At 29.0% G+C, this 20,408-nt stretch carries 17 protein-coding genes; 9 read left to right on the forward strand and 8 right to left on the reverse strand.

Translation table 11 applies throughout. The features are described 5' to 3' along the window. Positions 1–153 precede the first annotated feature (153 nt). Positions 154–1,116 (reverse strand): haloalkane dehalogenase, encoded by a 963-nt coding sequence (locus N456_RS22175; RefSeq protein WP_082422626.1) that lies wholly within the window; start codon positions 1,114–1,116, stop codon positions 154–156. Between the two features lie 95 nt (positions 1,117–1,211). Between N456_RS22175 and N456_RS22180 the strand changes: the two genes are divergently transcribed. The 4 genes from N456_RS22180 (at position 1,212) to N456_RS22195 (ending at position 5,345) form a co-directional block, all read left to right on the forward strand. Next, on the forward strand, positions 1,212–2,099 hold the full coding sequence (locus N456_RS22180; RefSeq protein WP_062062328.1) for a LysR family transcriptional regulator: 888 nt from the start codon (positions 1,212–1,214) through the stop codon (positions 2,097–2,099). 231 nt (positions 2,100–2,330) lie between these two features. Then, positions 2,331–3,173: a helix-turn-helix domain-containing protein gene (locus N456_RS22185; protein WP_148639414.1), complete on the forward strand. Its 843-nt coding sequence runs from the start codon at positions 2,331–2,333 to the stop codon at positions 3,171–3,173. Positions 3,174–3,263: 90 nt separating this feature from the next. After that, complete coding sequence (locus tag N456_RS22190) at positions 3,264–3,755, forward strand: nuclear transport factor 2 family protein (protein WP_062062331.1); 492 nt, start codon at positions 3,264–3,266, stop codon at positions 3,753–3,755. 921 nt (positions 3,756–4,676) lie between these two features. Then, entirely contained in the window at positions 4,677–5,345 is a 669-nt protein-coding gene (locus tag N456_RS22195) for an ATP-binding cassette domain-containing protein (protein WP_062062334.1), read from the forward strand. A gap of 612 nt (positions 5,346–5,957) precedes the next feature. Here N456_RS22195 and N456_RS22200 read toward each other — a convergent pair. The 3 genes from N456_RS22200 to N456_RS22210 form a co-directional block, all read right to left on the reverse strand. After that, on the reverse strand, positions 5,958–6,719 hold the full coding sequence (locus tag N456_RS22200) for an SDR family NAD(P)-dependent oxidoreductase (protein WP_062062338.1): 762 nt from the start codon (positions 6,717–6,719) through the stop codon (positions 5,958–5,960). 93 nt (positions 6,720–6,812) lie between these two features. Then, entirely contained in the window at positions 6,813–7,721 is a 909-nt protein-coding gene (locus N456_RS22205) for a helix-turn-helix domain-containing protein (RefSeq protein ID WP_062062341.1), read from the reverse strand. A 264-nt stretch (positions 7,722–7,985) separates the two neighbouring features. Beyond that, complete coding sequence (locus N456_RS22210) at positions 7,986–8,498, reverse strand: hypothetical protein (protein WP_062062344.1); 513 nt, start codon at positions 8,496–8,498, stop codon at positions 7,986–7,988. A 989-nt stretch (positions 8,499–9,487) separates the two neighbouring features. Between N456_RS22210 and N456_RS22215 the strand changes: the two genes are divergently transcribed. Beyond that, on the forward strand, positions 9,488–10,705 hold the full coding sequence (locus N456_RS22215; protein WP_062062347.1) for a porin family protein: 1,218 nt from the start codon (positions 9,488–9,490) through the stop codon (positions 10,703–10,705). A 251-nt stretch (positions 10,706–10,956) separates the two neighbouring features. Here N456_RS22215 and N456_RS22220 read toward each other — a convergent pair whose 3' ends face one another. The 4 genes from N456_RS22220 to N456_RS22235 form a co-directional block, all read right to left on the reverse strand. Beyond that, on the reverse strand, positions 10,957–11,583 hold the full coding sequence (locus tag N456_RS22220; RefSeq protein ID WP_062062351.1) for a carbonic anhydrase family protein: 627 nt from the start codon (positions 11,581–11,583) through the stop codon (positions 10,957–10,959). A 14-nt stretch (positions 11,584–11,597) separates the two neighbouring features. Further along, positions 11,598–12,443 (reverse strand): universal stress protein, encoded by an 846-nt coding sequence (locus N456_RS22225; RefSeq protein WP_062062354.1) that lies wholly within the window; start codon positions 12,441–12,443, stop codon positions 11,598–11,600. Positions 12,444–12,454: 11 nt separating this feature from the next. Next, positions 12,455–14,050, reverse strand: a complete 1,596-nt coding sequence (locus tag N456_RS22230; RefSeq protein ID WP_062062357.1) for a SulP family inorganic anion transporter — start codon at positions 14,048–14,050, stop codon at positions 12,455–12,457. Between the two features lie 142 nt (positions 14,051–14,192). Continuing rightward, the gene (locus tag N456_RS22235; RefSeq protein ID WP_062062360.1) at positions 14,193–14,525 is read right to left on the reverse strand and encodes a hypothetical protein; all 333 of its coding nucleotides are present in this window, start codon (positions 14,523–14,525) and stop codon (positions 14,193–14,195) included. 275 nt (positions 14,526–14,800) lie between these two features. On the opposite strand from N456_RS22235, the gene N456_RS22240 reads away from it, so the two are divergent. From N456_RS22240 to N456_RS22260, 4 genes are all read left to right on the forward strand, one after another. Beyond that, the gene (locus N456_RS22240; RefSeq protein ID WP_148639416.1) at positions 14,801–15,676 is read left to right on the forward strand and encodes a hypothetical protein; all 876 of its coding nucleotides are present in this window, start codon (positions 14,801–14,803) and stop codon (positions 15,674–15,676) included. Beyond that, complete coding sequence (locus tag N456_RS22245; RefSeq protein WP_062062366.1) at positions 15,677–16,681, forward strand: S41 family peptidase; 1,005 nt, start codon at positions 15,677–15,679, stop codon at positions 16,679–16,681. Positions 16,682–18,399: 1,718 nt separating this feature from the next. Then, on the forward strand, positions 18,400–18,957 hold the full coding sequence (locus N456_RS22255; protein ID WP_062062372.1) for an RNA polymerase sigma factor: 558 nt from the start codon (positions 18,400–18,402) through the stop codon (positions 18,955–18,957). Then, complete coding sequence (locus N456_RS22260; protein WP_062062375.1) at positions 18,950–20,284, forward strand: hypothetical protein; 1,335 nt, start codon at positions 18,950–18,952, stop codon at positions 20,282–20,284. Before N456_RS22255 ends, N456_RS22260 begins: the two co-directional genes overlap by 8 nt. Positions 20,285–20,408 lie beyond the last annotated feature (124 nt).

Genomic DNA, 20,408 nt, shown 5'->3' on the forward strand with positions numbered 1-20,408 from the left:
AAAACCGAAAGGTTTATGAATAGAAACCAACTACTACTCATACACAATACGTTATCTTCAATTGCTCAAAAAACATTCGAAATAAAACAAAAAATATCCCAAAAACATACGGAAATTGAGACATAACAAAATTGTCAGATTTAAATCGAACTTTTAATCTTCAAGTTTTAAAATAAATTCCTTAATTTTTTGACCAATCAAGTCTGGATTATCCTCTTGAATAAAGTGTGTTCCTGAACCTATGTTGACAACTTCCATATTCGGAATATTTTCAATAATCCAGTTACGAACTTGTTCTGGCATAAACGCACCAGGCTCTGCATAAAAAAACAATTTTGGAATCCCTGACTTCTGCAATTGCTCTCTATAATTTTTTACTATTGCAGATGTTAATTCTGGTTTTCCATCAAATGGTACTTGCGAAACAAACTTCCAAATAGGCTTTCTACTTTCAACAGTTTGGAAAGGAACTTTGTAAGCCTTCAATTCATCTTCGGTTAATTCTCTAACCACCCAAGTCGGTAGAACTTCGTTTAAAAAAACATTGTCTTCGGCAATCATTTTGTAACCGTCCTTACCTCTCAATTTTTTAAAAAATTCTTGTGTACTCTCATCAAAATAAGTACCTATATCCTGTATTATTCCTTCCATAAAAACAATCGCTTTTACATTGTCTTGATGGTTTGCAAAGTAATTGAATCCGAGGCCTGAGCCCCAATCGTGCAATACAAGTGTTATATTTTTAAGTTCCATTTGCTCAATTAACTTTTCTACATAAGCATATTGTTCCATATAGGTATAATCAATTGCAGGTTTATCAGATTTCCCCATACCAATAAGATCTGGTATGATAATGTGGTGTCCAGTTCCTTCTACATAAGGAGTAATGTTTCGCCATAAAAAACTGTTGGAAGGGTTTCCGTGTAGAAAGAGAATTGGGCTTCCTTCCCCTTTACCGTATTCAAGCACGTGCATCTTACTGCCATACACTTGGTAATAATTTGACGTTGTTTTACTTTTTTGTGCCATAACATTTGTGTTAAAGATTAATGTTAAAATAAATGCAGATAATAAAAAGGAGTTTTTATCACCTAAAATTTGAATTATGTATTTCATAATTTCTTTTTTTTAATTCTATGGAGCAAAGGTATCTGTTTTGGTGATATAAAATAAATGAATTAATTTTATCATTTTCATAAATTTATTGAATAATGAATATCTCTTTAAAAAATTTAAAACTAGTCAATGTGATTGTAAAAGAAGGTTCTGTGACGAAAGCTTCAGAGAAATTATTCCTGTCGCAACCAGCATTAAGCCATCAACTAAAAAAGTTGGAAGAAGAAATAGGCTTAAAGATTTTTAACCGATTAAACAAAAAATTGATACTTACGGAAACAGGGCAAATACTATACAGGAATTCTGAAAAATTGCTAGCTTCCTTTAACCTGCTCAATGCCGAACTTGACGAATTAAAAAAAGGTAAAAAGAAGAAAATTCGTTTGACGACCGAATGTTATACCTGTTACCATTGGTTGCCAAAAGTTGTTCAAGAATTTAGAAAAGATAATCCTGAAATCAATGTTCAGATTAATATTGAGGCCACAAAAGAACCACTTCAATATCTTGCCGAAGGCAAGATTGATATGGCTATCGTAAGTAGCAAATCGAATACCCCATTGGTAAATTTTGAACCTTTAATAACTGATGAAATGGTCGTTATTCTTTCAAAAGAAAATGATTTGATAGATTTTGAGAGACTTGAATTGTCCGACCTTAAAAAGCAAAACCTAATCCTTTATGATATTCCCGAAGAGAAAAATTACGTTTTGACCAATATTCTAAAGAATGACATTAGTTTGGTAAACTCTATTCAAAAAATACAATTGACCGAGGCCATTATACAATTGGTTAGTGCCAATTTAGGGATTTCGGTTATGGCTAAATGGGCAATTACACCATTTTTAAAAAATAACGACCTAAAAATTATTCCTTTTAGGGCAAATCAAGGACAAAGAGATTGGTTTATCGCAAGTCTAGATAAAATAACGGAAATAGAAAATTCATTTATTGATAAAATCAAAAAGAACTTTAAACAATAGAGTTATATTTAAATATTCTGGAAACGAAATATAACGTGCTTATTCGAATGGGGTACAACAGAAGATAACAAAGTATATAAAAAATAGTGGTTTAAGTCGTTAAACGAATATGAATTTAATAAGTTGAGTGCTAATGTAAAACTGAAAAGTTAGTGTTTAAAACCCACTACTACTCATACACAATACGTTGTGTACCATTAGAGAACAGACTTCATAGATAAAAACAAAATTTTGAATCAAGACTATAAATATTTTAAGTATAAAGATTTTACAATTATTGAAAAGATGAAGGTTAGTACATCTTTAAAATATGAAGCTATTTTTCAAAACAAAGGTTGTTTTATTTATTTTAAGAACGGTAATACCAAACTACTATCTAGTGAACATAATACAGAAATAAGAGGAAAGGAAGCTGTTTTATTAAAATGTGGAAGTAACTTTCTTGAAATACTTCAAAAAAATAATGATGAAGAATTAGAAACAATTATAATTCATCTCTTTCCAGAATTGCTTAAGGAAATTTATAAAAATGAACTACCAACCGCAATTGTAAAACGCACCAATAGTGAGCAAAGCTTAAAAATTTCTTCGAATGATTTAATAACAAAATTTATTGATTCTTTAGAGTTTTATTTTGATAATCCAACTTTAGTAAATAATGACTTGCTAGAATTAAAAGTTAAGGAACTATTATTACTACTTATTCAAACTAATTATATAGGTTCGGTACAAGAATTAATCACAGATTTATATAGTACCAAAACGATAAAACTGAATGAAGTTGTCGCTTTACATACATTTTCTAATCTTTCAGTTAATGAATTGGCTAAGCTTTGTAATATGAGTCCTTCATCTTTTAAAAGGGCTTTTAGAACCTTTTTCAATGATAGCCCAAACAATTATATTAATACTAAAAAGATCAATAAAGCTATAGAGTTATTGCAAGTAAGTAAAATGAATATTAGTGACATTGCTTACGAAACTGGCTTTAATGACCCATTATATTTTACAAGATTATTTAAAAAACGTATTGGCCTTTCTCCATCCGAATTCCGATTACAACATACTAGTTGACCCTTTTGTCCATGTTATTGGTCGTTTTCTGCATTTAAGTACTATAGCTCAAACTTACTTTTGTTCTGTATTATTTTAATAGTCAGGATAATGAAAAAAGTATTAAGCCTTTTAGCAATGAGTATAATCGTATTTAGTATTAATGCTCAAAACGTACAATCACAAATTAATAAAGATTTAAAAACAGAAAAAATGGACAAACAAAATAAAGAATTACAGAGTTTTAATGAGTATAAAGATGTTGAAAAAGCCTTAGAACCGTACATTAAAAGTGCTAAGTCTGGAGATGGGAAATTAAGTCGGTCTGGATTTTATGACCACGCACATATTATCGGTTCCGTAGAAGGTCAAGTTTATAATATGACTGCTGACGAATTTGGTGTTGCGGTTAGTGAAGGTGGACCTTCAAAAAATGTCCAATCTCATATTGCCTGGATTGATATTTCTGGACCAGCGGCAGCTGCAAAAGTTGAGTTTTATGATTGGAATGGATCCCGATTTACTGATTTCTTTGTCTTATTTAAAAAAGATGGAGAATGGAAAATAAGCGGTAAGGTTTACGATTCTCATAATAAAAATTAAACTTTAAAGAGTCAGGCTCATTTAAACTATTACCATTTAAGTGATAAAATAACGGTACACAACAACGGTAATCGTTGCACAAGCCTATAATTTTGAATATAACGACTTCAGATAAGCCTCTTTAAAGAGGCTTTATTTCTTTTTCTCGGTATTAGAATGAGATTTTCATGTTCTTTATTTTACGGTTTAATAGGCTCGAAAAGGCAAGTAGTATCGATTCAAGAAAAACAGATGTAGCTGCCCCATTTTTTATTTTTTTATGGATGAATTTTAAGTGCTTTTTCAGGTTATAGGCACTAGCAATGCCATTGGAAACTTAAAAAATACTCATCTTTCTGATTTCTTCAGAAGAGTCGACTACAGAAAAGGAAGGCATTCAGCCATTAGTGCAACTGCTAGAAAAATAGCAGTCATTATTTAGAATATGATTACTAAGAAAATCCAATATAAACCTCCAACCCAATATCTATTCCTTGATCAAAAAAGAAAACTTGGAATGATGAAAAGAATTAAAAAACAAATCGATAAATTTGACTTAAAACCAGAAGATTTATGATTTAAAATGACCTAAACATCAAACTGAAAAAGTGACGTTAGTCAGAATTAAAAACTGTATGAAATTAAACTTAGGATTGAAAAATGTATAGTAGGGCGATTTAGAAATACTACTTAGATATTAATATGTTCAATCTTCCATTTTCCTTATTTTTTGGATATACATCCGGTATTTTTTGGAGTTTAATTATATTTTCATCTTTTGGGATTTTAATAGGTTATATTGGGTTTCAAGTTTTTAAAAAGAATGAATATTTTGGATATCACAATCTAGGTTTCACCAAAATAAACTTGGTAAAAAAAGTATGGCTAATAAATACTTCCATATCTTTCTTAGTTCTTTTAATTTTTATGATTTTCAAGTAAATGAATTTGTTAGAGGTAACTAATCTTAATAAGTCTTACAGTAAAAAAGTAATTTTAAAAGACATTTCTCTTAAATGTGAGATTGGGGAAATAATCGGGATTTTCGGGCGCAATGGAACTGGAAAATCAACATTATTAAAATTAATCTTTGGAACTGTAAAAGCCGATTCAATTCAAATAAAAATTAATTCAAAAATAATTGCCTCAAAAGAAATTATTCCGTCTAAACAAATAGCTTATCTACCTCAAGACACGTTTTTGCCAAAAGAAAAAACTGTAAGAGAAATTATATCTATGTTTTTCCCAAATGGAGATGATCAGGATAGAATTTTTTATGCCTCAAAAATCTCAAGTTTTGAAAAAATAAAAGCTGGAAAATTATCTCTAGGACAATTACGATATTTTGAATTACTAATTATTGGAAATCTAGACCATCCTTTTATGATGTTAGATGAGCCTTTTTCGATGATTGAACCACTATACAAAGACGTTATCAAAAAACTATTGCTCAATCTTAAAGAAACAAAGGGAATCATTTTAACAGATCATTATTACAATGATGTTTTGGAAATAACAAATCGAAATTTTGTAATCAAAGATGCTGAAAAAATTGAAATAATGTCCAAAGATGATTTAGTCTTGTATGAATACTTAAACTCGAAAGAGTAAAAAACTTTGCCTAATCGAGTAGACGGCTCTCCCCATGATTGAGGAGAGTGCACCTCTCACACCACCATACGTACGGGTCTTGTATACGGCGGTTCACTAAATCGAAGTTTGCTTTTTATTTTAAGTAGTCAATCATAGTAACGTATCCTTTTCTTCTAAGTCTGGATATGGTAATGGTAGTACCCAATACAGGACTTTGAGCTATTGCCCAACCACCCATCCTAGTTCGACTCCAAACATAGACTTGTCCATATTTAATCCCTAATCGAATCAGATTCTTGCGTTTCCTCTCTGGCTTTTTCCAATCATGCCAGATGCAATACCGTAGCCATTCATCTAACTTTTGAGCTTAGTGTAGCTATTGGTTAATCGATAATTGTTTAACCATCCTCTGCATAATTTTTTAACACTTCTTCACTAAATAGTTTTAAACCAATGAGAAAAGAAATTACGGAAATTTCTTCTGAAAAAATTTCTTTAGATTTTACATTTTTAATGATTCTAAAAAATATCATCATAATTTTCAAATATCATTTCTAAATTTTTGCTTTTGGTATCATTTCCTTTATTTAAGGAATTAAGTGTTAATGTATATTTCGTAATCTATTTGATTTATAAATTAGAACCTCCGGATATTTCAATACGCTGAGCATTTATCCATTTAGCATCATCTGTACATAAGAATGCTACGACACCTCCAATATCATCAGGTAAGCCAACACGTCCTAATGCCGTTTGTGAAGCTAGGTATTGATTCATTTTTACATTATCCCTAACTATACCTTCCAGAATATCAGTTTCTATAGCTCCAGGAGCAACGATATTTACTCTTATTCTTCTTTCTCCTAGTTCTTTGGCTTGATATTTAGTTAAAATCTCCATTGCGCCTTTCATAGCTCCGTAAATTGCAAAGCCTGGAGTTGTAAAACGAGTTAAGCCAGAAGAAATATTTATGATTCCACCGTGATCATTGAGAATATTGAGTACTTTCTTAGTAAGAAAAAAAGGGCCTTTAAAATGAACTTGCATCATATCATTAAACTGTTGCTCATCTGCCTCGATATAGTTTGCATAATGAATGAATCCTGCGTTATTAATTAAAAAATCAATTTTATCTGTATTAAAATTTGATTTTAAGGTAGAAGTAAGTAACTCAATAAATGAATCGTAACTAGAAGTTTCCATGACATCTAATTGATAAGCTGAAGCTTTTTGCCCTAAACCTTTTATTTCAGATACAACATTATCTGCTTCTGTTTTATTGGTGTTGTATGTAAGTACAACGTCAAGTTTTTTTTTCGCAAGACTTATAGCCATATCTTTTCCTAAGCCACGACTACCACCAGTGACTAATGCTATTTTACTTTGTGCCATTATAATTAATTTTAAATTTATAATGCAAAGTTATTTAGCCTAGGTAAGGTTCATTTTGTAAGGATCAATCAATAATTTGTAAAAATCAATCATTTATCTTCTAAACGATAATGGAGTAAGTGACGTTCGTTTTTTAAAAAAGTTAGAAAAGTGAGCGACTTCTTCAAAGCCAAGAGAATTTGATATTTCCGAAATATTCCAATTTGTTTGCTTTAAAAGAATTTTTGCTTCTTGAACAACTCTACTATTTATTATTTCTGTTGTGGTTTTTCCTGTATTTTCTTTTAAAACCTTATTAAGATGATTTACATGAACTGCCAATCTATCAGCATAGTCTTTGGCCGTCCGCAAAACAAGTCGTTGTTGAGAAGACTCAATAGGGAATTGACGTTCTAATAGTTCTATAAATAACGAAGAAATACGCTCTGATGCTTTTTGTGATGAATATAGAGCCATTGTAGGCTGTAGTTTTTGCCCAAAATGGACTAGCTCTAAGACCAGATTGCGAAGCAAATCATATTTATAAATATATTCTGTAGATATTTCCTTTTGCATTTTATTAAATATGTACTCCAGCTCTTCGGTTTCAGCCTCTGAAAGATGAAATATAGGATAACTGCCAGGACTAAAAATTGGCAAATCATCTAACAATAACCCGACATTGCTTTGAGTTAAAAATTCTTGTGTAAAAATACAGAAATGACCCGATTGCTCTGTACTTTGAGGTATCCAATGATATGGTATTTTTGGTGTTGCAAATAATAAAACAGAACCATCTAGATTTATTACTTTATCAGCATATTCAGCTTTGTTCTTACCTTTTATTAAACTTATTTTATAGTATTCTCTCTTACTATAGGGCATTATATGCTTACCCTTTGTTTTATCAAACAATTTTTCAAACTCAAAGACATTAAAATGACCTATTTCTTTTGAAATATCTTCTGGGATTTTTGTTGCAATTTCTTTGTAAAAATCTTCTAAAGTAGTTCCTTTTTTCATTGTTTAATAAATTGTAAATTTCAAATCTACAATACTTTTTTTCAATTATCTACCGAGTAAGTAATATATACTAAGAACCAGTGTTCGTATTGGTATTTGTTTTGTGAACTACTTAATAAATTTAGGGCAATTTTTAAGGCGCTATTCAAAAATTACTTCTTTAAATCTTCCATAAAAAAAATTACACTATTAAAATTACACAAAAAAAATAGGAAGCTTTTAAAACCCTCCTATTTTTTTGTTTATAAAGTAGTTTATGGGACACTACTTTATTTTTTTCGAATTTTCTTCAGTTGTTTTCTCTTGATCTTCTTTTATCAATTTTTTATCTTCTTCTGTAATTCGGTTGTGTTCAGTAGCTATACCTTGGTGTTCTTCCTTCATTTTTGTATGCTCAGTTTTCATAGATTCATGTTCTGCTGTCATCTGTTCTAAAGTAAATTCTCCAGAAGCATGTTTTGTTTCTAATTCAGCATGTTTTTCTATTAATGCTTTATGAGCTGAGATAAGATCACTATGTTTAGCTAATAAAATCGTATGATTCTTTTCGATTACCAGATGGATAGAATCGTTTTCAATAGTTTTATGGGCATCTACCATTTGCTGATGATCATCTTTCATTGTATTATGCTCTGTAGCCATGGTTTCATGAGAAGTCTCCATTTCTTTATGTTCTTCTACCATTGCCTTATGTTCTGGTGTTTCAGCTGGATTTTGTTTACAAGAAAAAAATACAGATAATACTGCGATAAGTGTTAATTTGCTAAATGTTTTCATGATTTTAATAAATTAATTAGATACTAACAAATGTAATATTATTTATTAAGTGATTGTTTAAAATAGCTGTCACAAATTTTTTGTTATCATTGAAACTGTTTTTATAGAAATCAAAAAAACAAGCAATATTTTAAAAAAAGCCTTGTAAAAGAGATTTTATCCAAAACAAAACAACTATTTATGGGATTTTGATCGATTAGTAGAAATAATGAGAAATACATTTTGTGATAAGTAAAAACGGGAAATACTATCATACGTTTTATAATAAATGTTTGAATCTTGCATAAAATTCATAATCATATACTAAATACTAGGTGTGTAATGAAGTAACCAATTAACGGAACCTATTTAAAATCACATATTAGTATTGCTTAATTTTTTTTAAAACATATAATCTTCTTTTCAATTTTAGAAGTATTATGCAGACCATTAAGGGATTTTATGAATCCAAAAAAAATATAAAAGTTTATTACTTATAAAAATCCAATTACTTAGGATTTGCTGAAAAACTGTATACCTATTGTTTTACAGTTGATTATAACTATGTTTAGATAACTAAGTGCAAGGAATTAATGATGTACCATTGAAAAAACTGCACACCTAACTATGGATAAGTATCTTGTAATCAATTTATTATACAGTTTTTTTGCTGATGAGTTTATATCTACATATTCACTTTTGTATTACAAGTATGCTCTTTTAAAAAAAATCAAAAAAAAAAACCTCAGTTTCAAAAAATGAAACTGACATGCCTTATTATTGCATTATGAAAATAAAAAAAATCGATTATAATAAGGAAAATAGAATAGCCATTAGATAGAGCAATGCGATCAAAAAAAATTAACTAAGAGCATTTTACTTTTCTATAAAAGTAGTTAATGTAAAGATTATTAATAAGGTTTTTTCCCTTATTAATGGTATTCATTCATTAGACTTTTAATAATAGTAGAACAACAACAATTAATTCTTATAATAAATACATACTAAAAATGACAAAACAATTATTTACTACTCTGATTTTGATAAGTTTAAATAGCTTTTCTCAGATTAAATTTGAAAAAGGCTATTTTATTGATAATACCGGAGTAAAAACAGAGTGTTTAATCAAAAACAAAGATTGGAAATATAATCCTACAGAATTTCAATACAAGCTATCTACAGATGCTACAGTTGAAACACACACTATCAATACTGTTGTAGAATTTGCTATTGCAAATGAGATTAAATATGGAAAATTTAACGTAGATATTGATCAATCTAACAAAAGTCTTAATGGATTAAGTCGTGATAAAGAACCTAAATTTGTTAAAAAGATTGTATTCTTAAAATATGTTGTAGAGGGTAAGGCTACTTTATTTCTTTATGAAGCAGATAATCAAAGAAAATATTTTTATGCTACAAAAGAAGGTGATGTAACACCTTTGGTGTATAAGAAATATAAAATAAACGATACTCAGATTGCAAAAAACAGAAAATATCGTCAGCAATTATGGAGTGATGTTAGACACGACGGAATTAAGATGAGTTATGTCGAAAAACTTCAGTATAATAGAAAAGATTTGGTGAAATATTTTAACTTATATAATAAAACTACTAATGATCATATAGATTATACTAAACGAGAAGATAAAAAACCGTTAAATTTTAGTATTAGGCCAGGGATAGAATTCCAGTCATTTTCAATAGAAAATAAATTCACTAAAGTAAAAACGGAGTTTGACAACAAAGCGAGCTTACGACTAGGGTTAGAAGCAGAGTTTGTTTTACCTTTTAATAATGATAAATGGTCTATTTTTATTGAGCCAACATATCATTCTTACACTGCAGAAAAAAAAGATATTGTATATCTTCAGATTCAATCTTTAGGTGTTACTCAAACGACTACTGCAAAAGTTAAATATCAAGCTTTACAAACTCCAATCGGAATACGCTATGGTTTTTATATAACTAATAATTCTAAAATCTTTATTAATGGAGCTTATAGTTTTAATTTAGACTTTAGTTCTAAAATAGAGTCTAGTGATGAAGCCAGTTTAGATATAAAAGCTACAGATTCTAATAACTTTATTTTTGGGTTAGGATATAAATACAAAAATAAATATAGCTTAGAGGTGCGATATCCTACTAAGCGAAAAATGTTTGGAAATAAATTGTGGGATTCTAGTTATTCTTCTCCTTCTTTCATATTAGGATATACAATACTATAGCATACCAGTCGGTCAAAAAACAACTTTAATGACAATCCATGTTTTAATTTAAAAATTACTGAATACTAGCAATTTTTAAATTAAAACATGGATTGTTTATTAATTACTTATCATATAAAAATATTCTACAAAAAAAATGTAACTATAATGCTTGTACAGGATTATAGTTACATTTTCAAAAACATATATTGATGTCTTTTTTAATATAACATTTTGTAAGTTATTTCGTTATGTGGTCGCTACTATCGCGATTATAAGAATTTCACTCCTCCAGTTTTAATATCATACATTCCACCAACAATTTTTATTTCTCCTTTGTTTTCCATTTCAGCTAAAACTACACTTGAAGAACGAATATTATCAATAGTCATTAGTACATTTTTTTCAGCAACTTCATTTACAAAATCAATATTTTTAGAATTTCTTAGCGTCTCTTCTTTTGGCTCTTTAACAGCTTCAACGGCTGGCTCTATTTTGTTTATCAGCGCTGTTAAGTTCCCAAGTCTAGCATGGTCACAAGCTCCTTTAATAGCACCACAAGCAGTATGACCCAAAACAACTAATAGTTTTGTACCAGCTAGTTTACAGGCAAATTCCATACTCCCTAAGATATCTTCGTTTATAAAATTTCCTGCAATTCGTATGCTAAAAATATCACCTAACCCTTGGTCAAAAACTAACTCTGATGACACTCTAGAATCGATACAACTCAATATAGTTGCAAAAGGAAATTGCCCATTTGCAGTTTCATCTACCTGTTCTAATAAATTTCTATTAGCCCTTAGATTATTTTGAAAACGTTGGTTACCTTCAATTAAAAAATCTAAAGCCTTTTTTGGAGTTATTGTTTCTTGAGTTTCTTTTGTATGTGTTTTCATAATTAGTATTCCTTTTAATTCGCAAGTATAAGAACTGCTACATTTGTTTTATTAATCGTTCGTTTAATTTTAGTGTGGATTGGACCAATAAAATTATTTGGTTTCCATTCCTTCGTTCTTTTTATACAAAGCAGTCCTACATTATTTTTTTCAATATATTTTGAAAGACTACTGCTATTATCAACACCTTCTTCAAATTCAAAGACTGTTGTATTAGTCGTTACCTCTAGTGCCGGAGATTCTTTTTCAGAATCTCCCTTTTCAGACAAATTATTAGTTTTCTTAATCTTAAAAAGCGAAAAAGGTTTAATAGAGTTTTTCTTTAAATCTTGAGTAATTTCAACTTCATTACTTATTGATATATCATCAAGAAAACCAAGAGAGACATTATGGTAAGATTTGAGATTTTTCTCATTTCCAGAAATAAGGATATTACCTTTATGATTTTTTAACAAGTAAGAGGTTAGACCATCACCTAAAAAATTTACTATTTTATTTTTTCGCTTACCAATAACAACGACATCTGGCTGTGTTCTGGTGATATGTTTTTGTATTTCAGTAATAACGTTTCCGAAGGTAAAACTATAAATGATAGGAATATTTTCTAAATCTGCTATAGTATTTACTAATTTTTGCATTTTCTTTTTTGAGGTAGCTCTTTCTGTATTCATTGTTCGCATTACAGCTATTTGATTATCATGTCGAGCAACCTCTATAGGTGATTTAACATACAGTATATCGATTCCTGCATTTACCACCTTAGCCATATTTACAGCATCATTTAATGCCGTATAAGAAGACTTAGTTTGATCAAATAGTACTAAGAACCTATATTTTGATTTTACTATTTTAGTTTTCATAATCAAATATTTTAAGCGCTTTTAGGGCGCAGTTTAAAAAACTGAATAAAACTTTTTGGGTTTTCTATAGTGCCTCTTTCTGAAATAAGGCGAATATCAATGTTTCTATTTCTTGCTTTCTCAGAAAAGTCTTCAAGAATTTCGATAATATCATTATCTAAATACCTTGTTTTGCGAACATCAAGTTCTAGATACGTATCTCTAGGAAGACTATCCAACTCTTTAAGTATAGCGCCTTTATTAAAAAATGTCACTTCTTCTGCTAAGGTCATCTTGATTTTATGTTTACCATTACTCTTATCTTCAATGTGTAAAAAGTGTGAATTTTGAAAACTTTTAATCAAAATAACGACAACACCAACTGTTAAACCAAGTCCTATACCTACCAAAAGATCTGTAAAAACGATCCCTACAACCGTAACTATAAATGGTACAAATTGTTTCCAACCTAGTTTATACATCGTTTTAAATAATCCTGGTTTAGCAAGTTTATATCCAACAATAAAAAGGATAGCCGCTAGAACTGATAAAGGAATTTTATTTAATAATTTTGGAATTAAAATCACAGATATCAGCAATAGCAATCCATGTAAAATCGCTACCATTTTAGTCTTACCACCTGATTGAATATTTGCTGAACTACGAACAATTACTTGAGTAATAGGAAGTCCTCCAATAAGTCCAGAAATAATGTTCCCTGTTCCTTGCGCAAGTAATTCACGATTAGTAGGTGTTACCCGTTTACGAGGATCTAATTTATCTGTTGCTTCTACACATAATAGCGTTTCGAGACTTGCTACCAAAGCAATAGTAAATGCAGTTACCCATATCTGAGGATTAGTGATCGCTCCAAAATTTGGAAAACTAAATTGTGCTAAAAACGAAGAAGCATCCTCTGGTACAGGAACACTTACAAGATGTTCTGAAGAAATTCCCCATGTACCATTACCTGTTGTAGCTATATAATATATAATACCAACAGCTACTGCTACTAAAGGTCCTTGAATAAGTTTAAATATTTTTCCTTTTTTAGAAAGTACATTACTCCATAAAATAAGAATACCTAAACTAATAATTGCTATTAAGGTAGCACCTGGGCTAATAAAATTAATAGTATTTAATATTTCTGAAAATGTATTTTCTCCGTTTACTTGAAAGAATGCAAAATCACCTTCTGGATCTGCATCATATCCAAAAAAATGGGGTATTTGTTTAAGTATGATTATGATACCAATTCCTGTTAGCATTCCTTTAATAACAGATGAAGGAAAATAATACCCAATAATACCTGCTTTTAAAAAACCAAACGTTAATTGTATAATCCCTCCCAAAACTACCGCTAAAAGAAAATTTTGATATCCTCCTAATGCACCAATAGCAGTTAATACAATAGCAGCAAGCCCTGCTGCAGGACCACTAACACCTACTTGAGATCCACTCATAGCACCTACTATAACTCCTCCTATAATACCAGCAATGAGACCAGAAAATAAAGGAGCACCACTGGCTAAGGCAATACCTAAGCATAAGGGTAGTGCTACAAAAAATACAACGATACTAGCCGGAATATCGGCTTTAAAATTTTTAAATGGATTTGAACTATTCATAGTTATTATGATTTGAGAATGTGATGGCATAGGGCACAACAAACATTCTTCAATTTATGATGTTATTATGTAAATTGATGACTTCCTTAATAAAAGAAGATGACTAGAACATTATAATGTCTAGGTCAAAACGTTATAGATATTATGCTTCTTCAGGTGGTGGTATAGGGATTTCAAGATTAAAATCCCATAAAGGTTGTAATAATTGATATGACGAACATTCTGTGATATATGCAAAATTAAGTTGATAATGACTTAAAACCTGAAGTTCAATTTTTTCATCTTTATTATCATCTTCCTCTTTTCCTTCCTCGTCAGAATCTTCTTCTATATCTACTTCAACTAATTCATAACTATTATCAGTAAAAAAAGTAACGTTCTGTACTATAGTTTGTAATAATATACCCAAAAGGATACTAATAAATATAGTACGCTTTATAAAACTGAATTGGTTATGTATTTGTAAATTTTTCATTTATGAAAACAAATATATAAAAGTATTACTATTAAATAGAAATTGTGTTGTTGTTTTTATGAAAGTATTAGTTTTATATTTTGAATTTTATAACAAAACCTTAGAAAACGACATAGTAAAGGAATGTATCTGGTCTATTGTAATTAACGATTTTTTACTGGATTGTCATTAGTTCACTTTGTGGCATTACTTTAGTCAAAATGCAACCTAAGACTTTTCCATCTGTCTATAAGAGTAACTGGGGTATTCTAATAATAAAGTAAAATAATACATAAATGATTAAAAAAAATAGAATTACGGTTGTGTTAATGGTATTTATTTCATTTTCAGCCGTTTCTCAGGTGGAAACATCTGCTGTTTCTAAAAAAGAATTAAGAAAAAACACACCTGCTTACATAGGAGTCACTATGGGGCTAGGTCGTTCTATTTTTAGAGACTTTGCAACTTCTCCGCTTTTTTACAGAGGAATATCAAAATATGTCTCACTATCTTATTCTAAGACTAATTTAAAAAGAGAATCAGAAATCGGATTATCCTATTCTTTTGGAGAGCATAGTAATACATTTAATAACCATTCAAAAACTAGTATAGTTAAGAGCGTATCATTATTTTATTCTAGATTATATCAGTTAAACGCATTAAGTTCTCAAAAATTGAATGTGAAAATTGGTGGATTATTGAATGCTACGGGCAATTTAAGAACTAATGAGGCGCTACTAAATAATGGATTAGGTTTTGAAATAATCCCAACTCTTTTTGGATCTATTAAAATCGAAAAAGATATAAGCCGTAAAGAAGAAAAGAGCAAAAAGTTTTTGTTTATTAAATATAAATTAAAAAAAAGAACAAGAAGTTTAGCTTTTAGATTAAATCTTGGATTAATTAATAGTTCTTATCGAAACGGTTATGTGTACGCTGGGCAATCAGATCTTTTGAACAAACCTAGGTTATTTGATGATTATCAATTCAACGTTTTTTCAGGGTATAGAATGAATAGTGCTCTGGATTATACTATTTCATTAAAAAATAAAAATGCCCTTCAATTTTCTTATATATGGGATGCTTATAAAACCGGTGGAGATTTAGATAAATTTGAGATGGCTAACCACACCTTTAAACTCACTTTGTTGTTTAACACAAATAATAAATAAATGATGAGAAAGTTATATTTTATAGTACTAACAGGACTATTTCTTACCTCTTGTGAAAAAGCACTTTTTGAAGAGGATTTAGCTTCTACAAGCCCAAAAGAAAATTTTGAATATTTATGGAATGAATGTAATGAAAAATATTCCTACTTTGATTTAAAAAATATTGATTGGAATAGTATAAAATCTGAATATTCAGCCAAAATATATAATGGTATGAGTGAAGATTCACTATTTAAAGTATTAGGAGGGATGCTAAAAGAGTTAAAAGATGATCATACCAATCTGATATCAAACTTTAATATATCATCATTTGGGGTTAATTATTTAGGACAAGATAATTTTGATTGGCGTATAATTGAAGATAATTATTTGTTTCAGGATTATTACGTTTCAGGACCATTCCGGCATAATTTTATTGATAATAAAGAAATCGGGTATGTTCGATTTCCTTCCTTCCCAGGTACAGTAGACCCAATTAATCTAAATTTTGTTTTAGAAAAATATAAAAATACTAAAGGGTTAATTTTGGACTTACGAGAAAATGGAGGAGGAGCTGTAACCGATATATTTGCAATACTGAGCCGCTTTGTAGAGCGTAAAACACTAGTTAACTATTCAAGAATAAAAACAGGTGCAGGGCATAATGATTTTTCGAATGCTGAACCTGTATACGTTTCTCCATATAGTGGAGTAAGGTATAAAAATAAAGTTATTGTATTAATAGATAGAGGGACGTATAGCGCAGGTTCATTTTTCTCACTAGCTACAAAAGCACTACCCAATATGATACTTATAGGAGATACTACAGGAGGAGGGCTTGGGCTACCTAATGGAGGTCAACTTCCTAATGGATGGACATATAGATTCTCAATTACCCAAGCATTAACATTAGACAAAAAACCTGATTATGAAAATGGAGTTCCTCCAGATATTCGAGTACTTTTTGATTGGAATGATGTAACAAAAGATGAGGTATTGGAACGAGCAATTTTAGAATTACAATAAGTAATACTGCTAAATAGAGTATTTTAATTGATACATAATTTGGAGATAAGAGGATGAAAATTACTATTATCTGCTCAGAGTATATAGGGAATTCTTTAAAATAATATTTAAATCAGATTTTAAGAAGAAGTGTAATAGTGTTGTTTATCAGTATAGTACTAATAGAATAGGTTTTTTTAGTTTATCTTTTTTCAATTAGCGTAACCTTTTTATAACAGGTAGTCTACTAGGTGTATATATTAGACATCTATAACTATGAAATGCGTTAAAATATTTTCCCTGTTTGTTACAATATTAACCTTGTTAATTTCTTGCACTAATGAACCTTTAGAATTGTACCCTAATAATATCCAAAAAAATAGATTCTGACTCAGAACTATTTGATCTGATAAAAAAGAACTCTGAAAAAGGCGAGGAGGTATGCGTTGTCTTTGCCTACCCTTTTTAGATCTATTTATATAATGAAAAATCAGAAATTGTGGGTAGTAAAACGATATGTAATAATTTAGAATTTGTTGACTTTTAAAAAACTGTAGAAGAGAATAATGAAGTCATAGGATTAAGTTACTCTACAGAAAGAACATTAGAAAATGGTACAGTACTAAGTGCTACAGATAATAATAAACTAAGAGAAGTAATTAAAGATTGTATTGAATCTGAAATTATAGGCTATTGTAATGGGGTGTTTGAGGATAAAAATTGTGTTTAGAAAGTAATATCGCTAATAGATAATGTAAGATACGATAACTTAGTATTTGATTTTTATGATTATGGAACCGTGATTCTATATAATAAAAGTACAGCTTATAGAAACTCTTGGATTTATTTATTAAAATAAATTACATATAAATATTCATGTAGAAAGGAATTCTGAAGTAGCAAAAGATTGGAGTTTTAATTGGAAAGCAAATATTTTACAAAAAGATAGTATAGAAGTATATAATGGAGATGAAAAATATCATATTAAGAAAGAGTGTAATGTTGTAAACTTATTTGATAATGTAGATTTTACGAAATGCTCAGAATTTAGTATAATAGAATTTATTTTTGATGATTGTATAAAGTGTATAACTTTTTTAGAAATGTTACAGAGGTTAAGAACCTAGAGCTATCATTTCATAAAACTATAGAAGATGCAGAGTTACAAATTAATCCTTTATCAACACCTAGTTATATAAACTTAAAAAGTCAACAGATCATCTTTGTAGGGATTAATAATAAAAAAACAAAGATATCAGATATCATAAGAATTGTATTACTTACTACATATTGTAAGAAGAGTAACGTTATTAAATTATAATGCTATACAATACATAGATAAAGATGATGAGACAACTGTTTTTTAAAAAAAGGTATTAAAATCATTATTCGTTTTCTAAACCCCTCTTTTTTTAATTGTTTCTTTTTACTTGTAGTATGTCAAATAAGAGGGATTAAGGCGAGTTGAGTAGTTTTTTTTGATATGTTTTAAGGTTTGATACCTGTATTCTGAAATATAATAATGAATATATGTGTTCTTCTACCTATTGCAGCATTAAAAAGTTTAGCAGAGGAGCACTAGCAGTTTCATGTATAAATAAGAATGTGAGTAGGTTATAAAAAAACAAAAAAAATTAACGCAACCATTAGAAATAATTCAGTCATTAATAAATAATGGTCTATTTAATATTATACTTTTAGACTTAAACAAAATACTTTTTTACAAAGCTTAAAACCAATTGGACACAAAGACATTAATAAAGAAGTGCCAAAAAAATAATCGTAAAGCACAAAGCGAATTGTTTCATCTTTATAAAGATATACTTTTTGCTTTGAGTCTAAAATATTGTAAAAATTATAATGAGGCAGAAGATAATCTACAAGATTCATTTATTGTTATTTTTAAAAAAATACACCAATATAGCTTCAAAGGATCTTTTGAAGGATGGATGAAAAGAATACTTATAAATAATGCTATAGATAAGTATAAAAAAGCACCCTTATTAGATAGAAGTTTCGATGAAAATAGGATAGCAAATACAGATGTTGATCCAGAAGTGTTAAATATACCATTAGATAAATTGTTAAAATATATACAAGAATTGCCTGATAGATATCGGCTAGTGTTTAATTTATATGAATTGGATGACTATTCTCATAAAGAGATCGCTAGAAAGCTAAATATTTCAGAAGGAACCTCAAAATCTAATTTGCATAGAGCTAAGAGTATACTAAAAACAAGAATAGTATCATGTAATGATTGTTTAAAAAAAAAAACAGTGATGAGTAATGGCTGACCCAAAAGATATAGGAAAAGCTTTTAGAGAAAAACTAAAAGAACTTGATAGATTTCCTAGTACATTAACTTGGGATGATATAGAGTCTGAGTTACCCAAAAAAGAACGTAAACTTTTTTTATATTGGATAAGAACACTTAGTGTAATTCTATTGATCCTGTTATTGATTTTTAAATCAGATAATTATAAGCATAGGAATGTATTTGGAGAAATGAGCAATACTATAGAAATACCTGATTATTGTAAAACAAGTAATACATATCAAAAATACTCTATAGGTTTAGATAAAAAAATAGATGGAGTTAAAACAACGTCTAATATCGATAAAGATAATTTTTTTATAAATTATATAAGAGATACACACTATTTACTAAATAATTATAATAATACGGATTCATTAGATCATAAAAAAAGAACATCAAGAAATATAGAGGTAAAAAAAGCAATTCATAAAAATAAAGAAAATCAATTAGCATCTACGAATAAAAATAATATAGAACAGCTTAAAGGTGAAGTAAAGCATACTTCTAAAAAGACTAAAGCTTATAAAGCCTTATTGTCAAACTCTAATGATTTAAAAAATGTAAATAAAGATTCAATAAAACTCCAAGACAAAAAAGTAGTAGAGGTTATACCAAAGAAAAAAGATACATTAATATATATGGAACGTATACAAGCCAATCCTTTTAATATGTTTAGTTTCAGATTACATATGACTTCTGCATATCCAATTCTACCTGTAGGATCTTTAATAAGTGATCAGATACCCCATCGTTGTAATGTAGGAATTGTAACTCTTAATTACGGAATTTTATTAAAGTCAAATATTTCTAAAAAAATAGAATTAAGAATGGGTTATGGACGATTAAAATTAACTAATGAGTTAAAAGGTATTGCAATTAGTGAATTACCATCTTCTCTTCGTGGTTTAGAAGGAGGAGTTTCTGGGGGTGCGTTTGCAGAAGAGTCTAAAAAAGTAGATGTGTTGCAAAAATTGATACATCATGAAGTCTCATTGGGAGTGCAATATAAAATCACAAATAAACTAATAACTACATCATTAGTAGGAGGATTGTCGGCTATGGTTCTTAATAGAAATAAAATAATAATCAAAACTGATTCAGGTACTTTAAAAAGGGATAACACTAATTTATTTAGAATAAACTATAATATTCAATTAGGTTCAAGTTTTGAGTATAAGCTTTCAGAAAAATTATTTTTTAGTGTAGAACCGTTAATAAATTATTCTTTAAAGAAGAGAGTTTCTTCTAAAAGTTTCTATCCTATGTATCTTACAGTTCATACAGGGTTTTTCTATAAAATTTAATCTTTGATTAAAGCAATGACATTAAGTTACTGATATATAAGATATGATATTTTTTTATTAGTTGTTGAAGTATTTCCGAAACAATTAGTGCATACCGAAGATATGCAGAATTACTATGAGTGAT

Source organism: Aquimarina longa SW024, from assembly GCF_001401755.1.
GTDB lineage: Bacteria > Bacteroidota > Bacteroidia > Flavobacteriales > Flavobacteriaceae > Aquimarina > Aquimarina longa.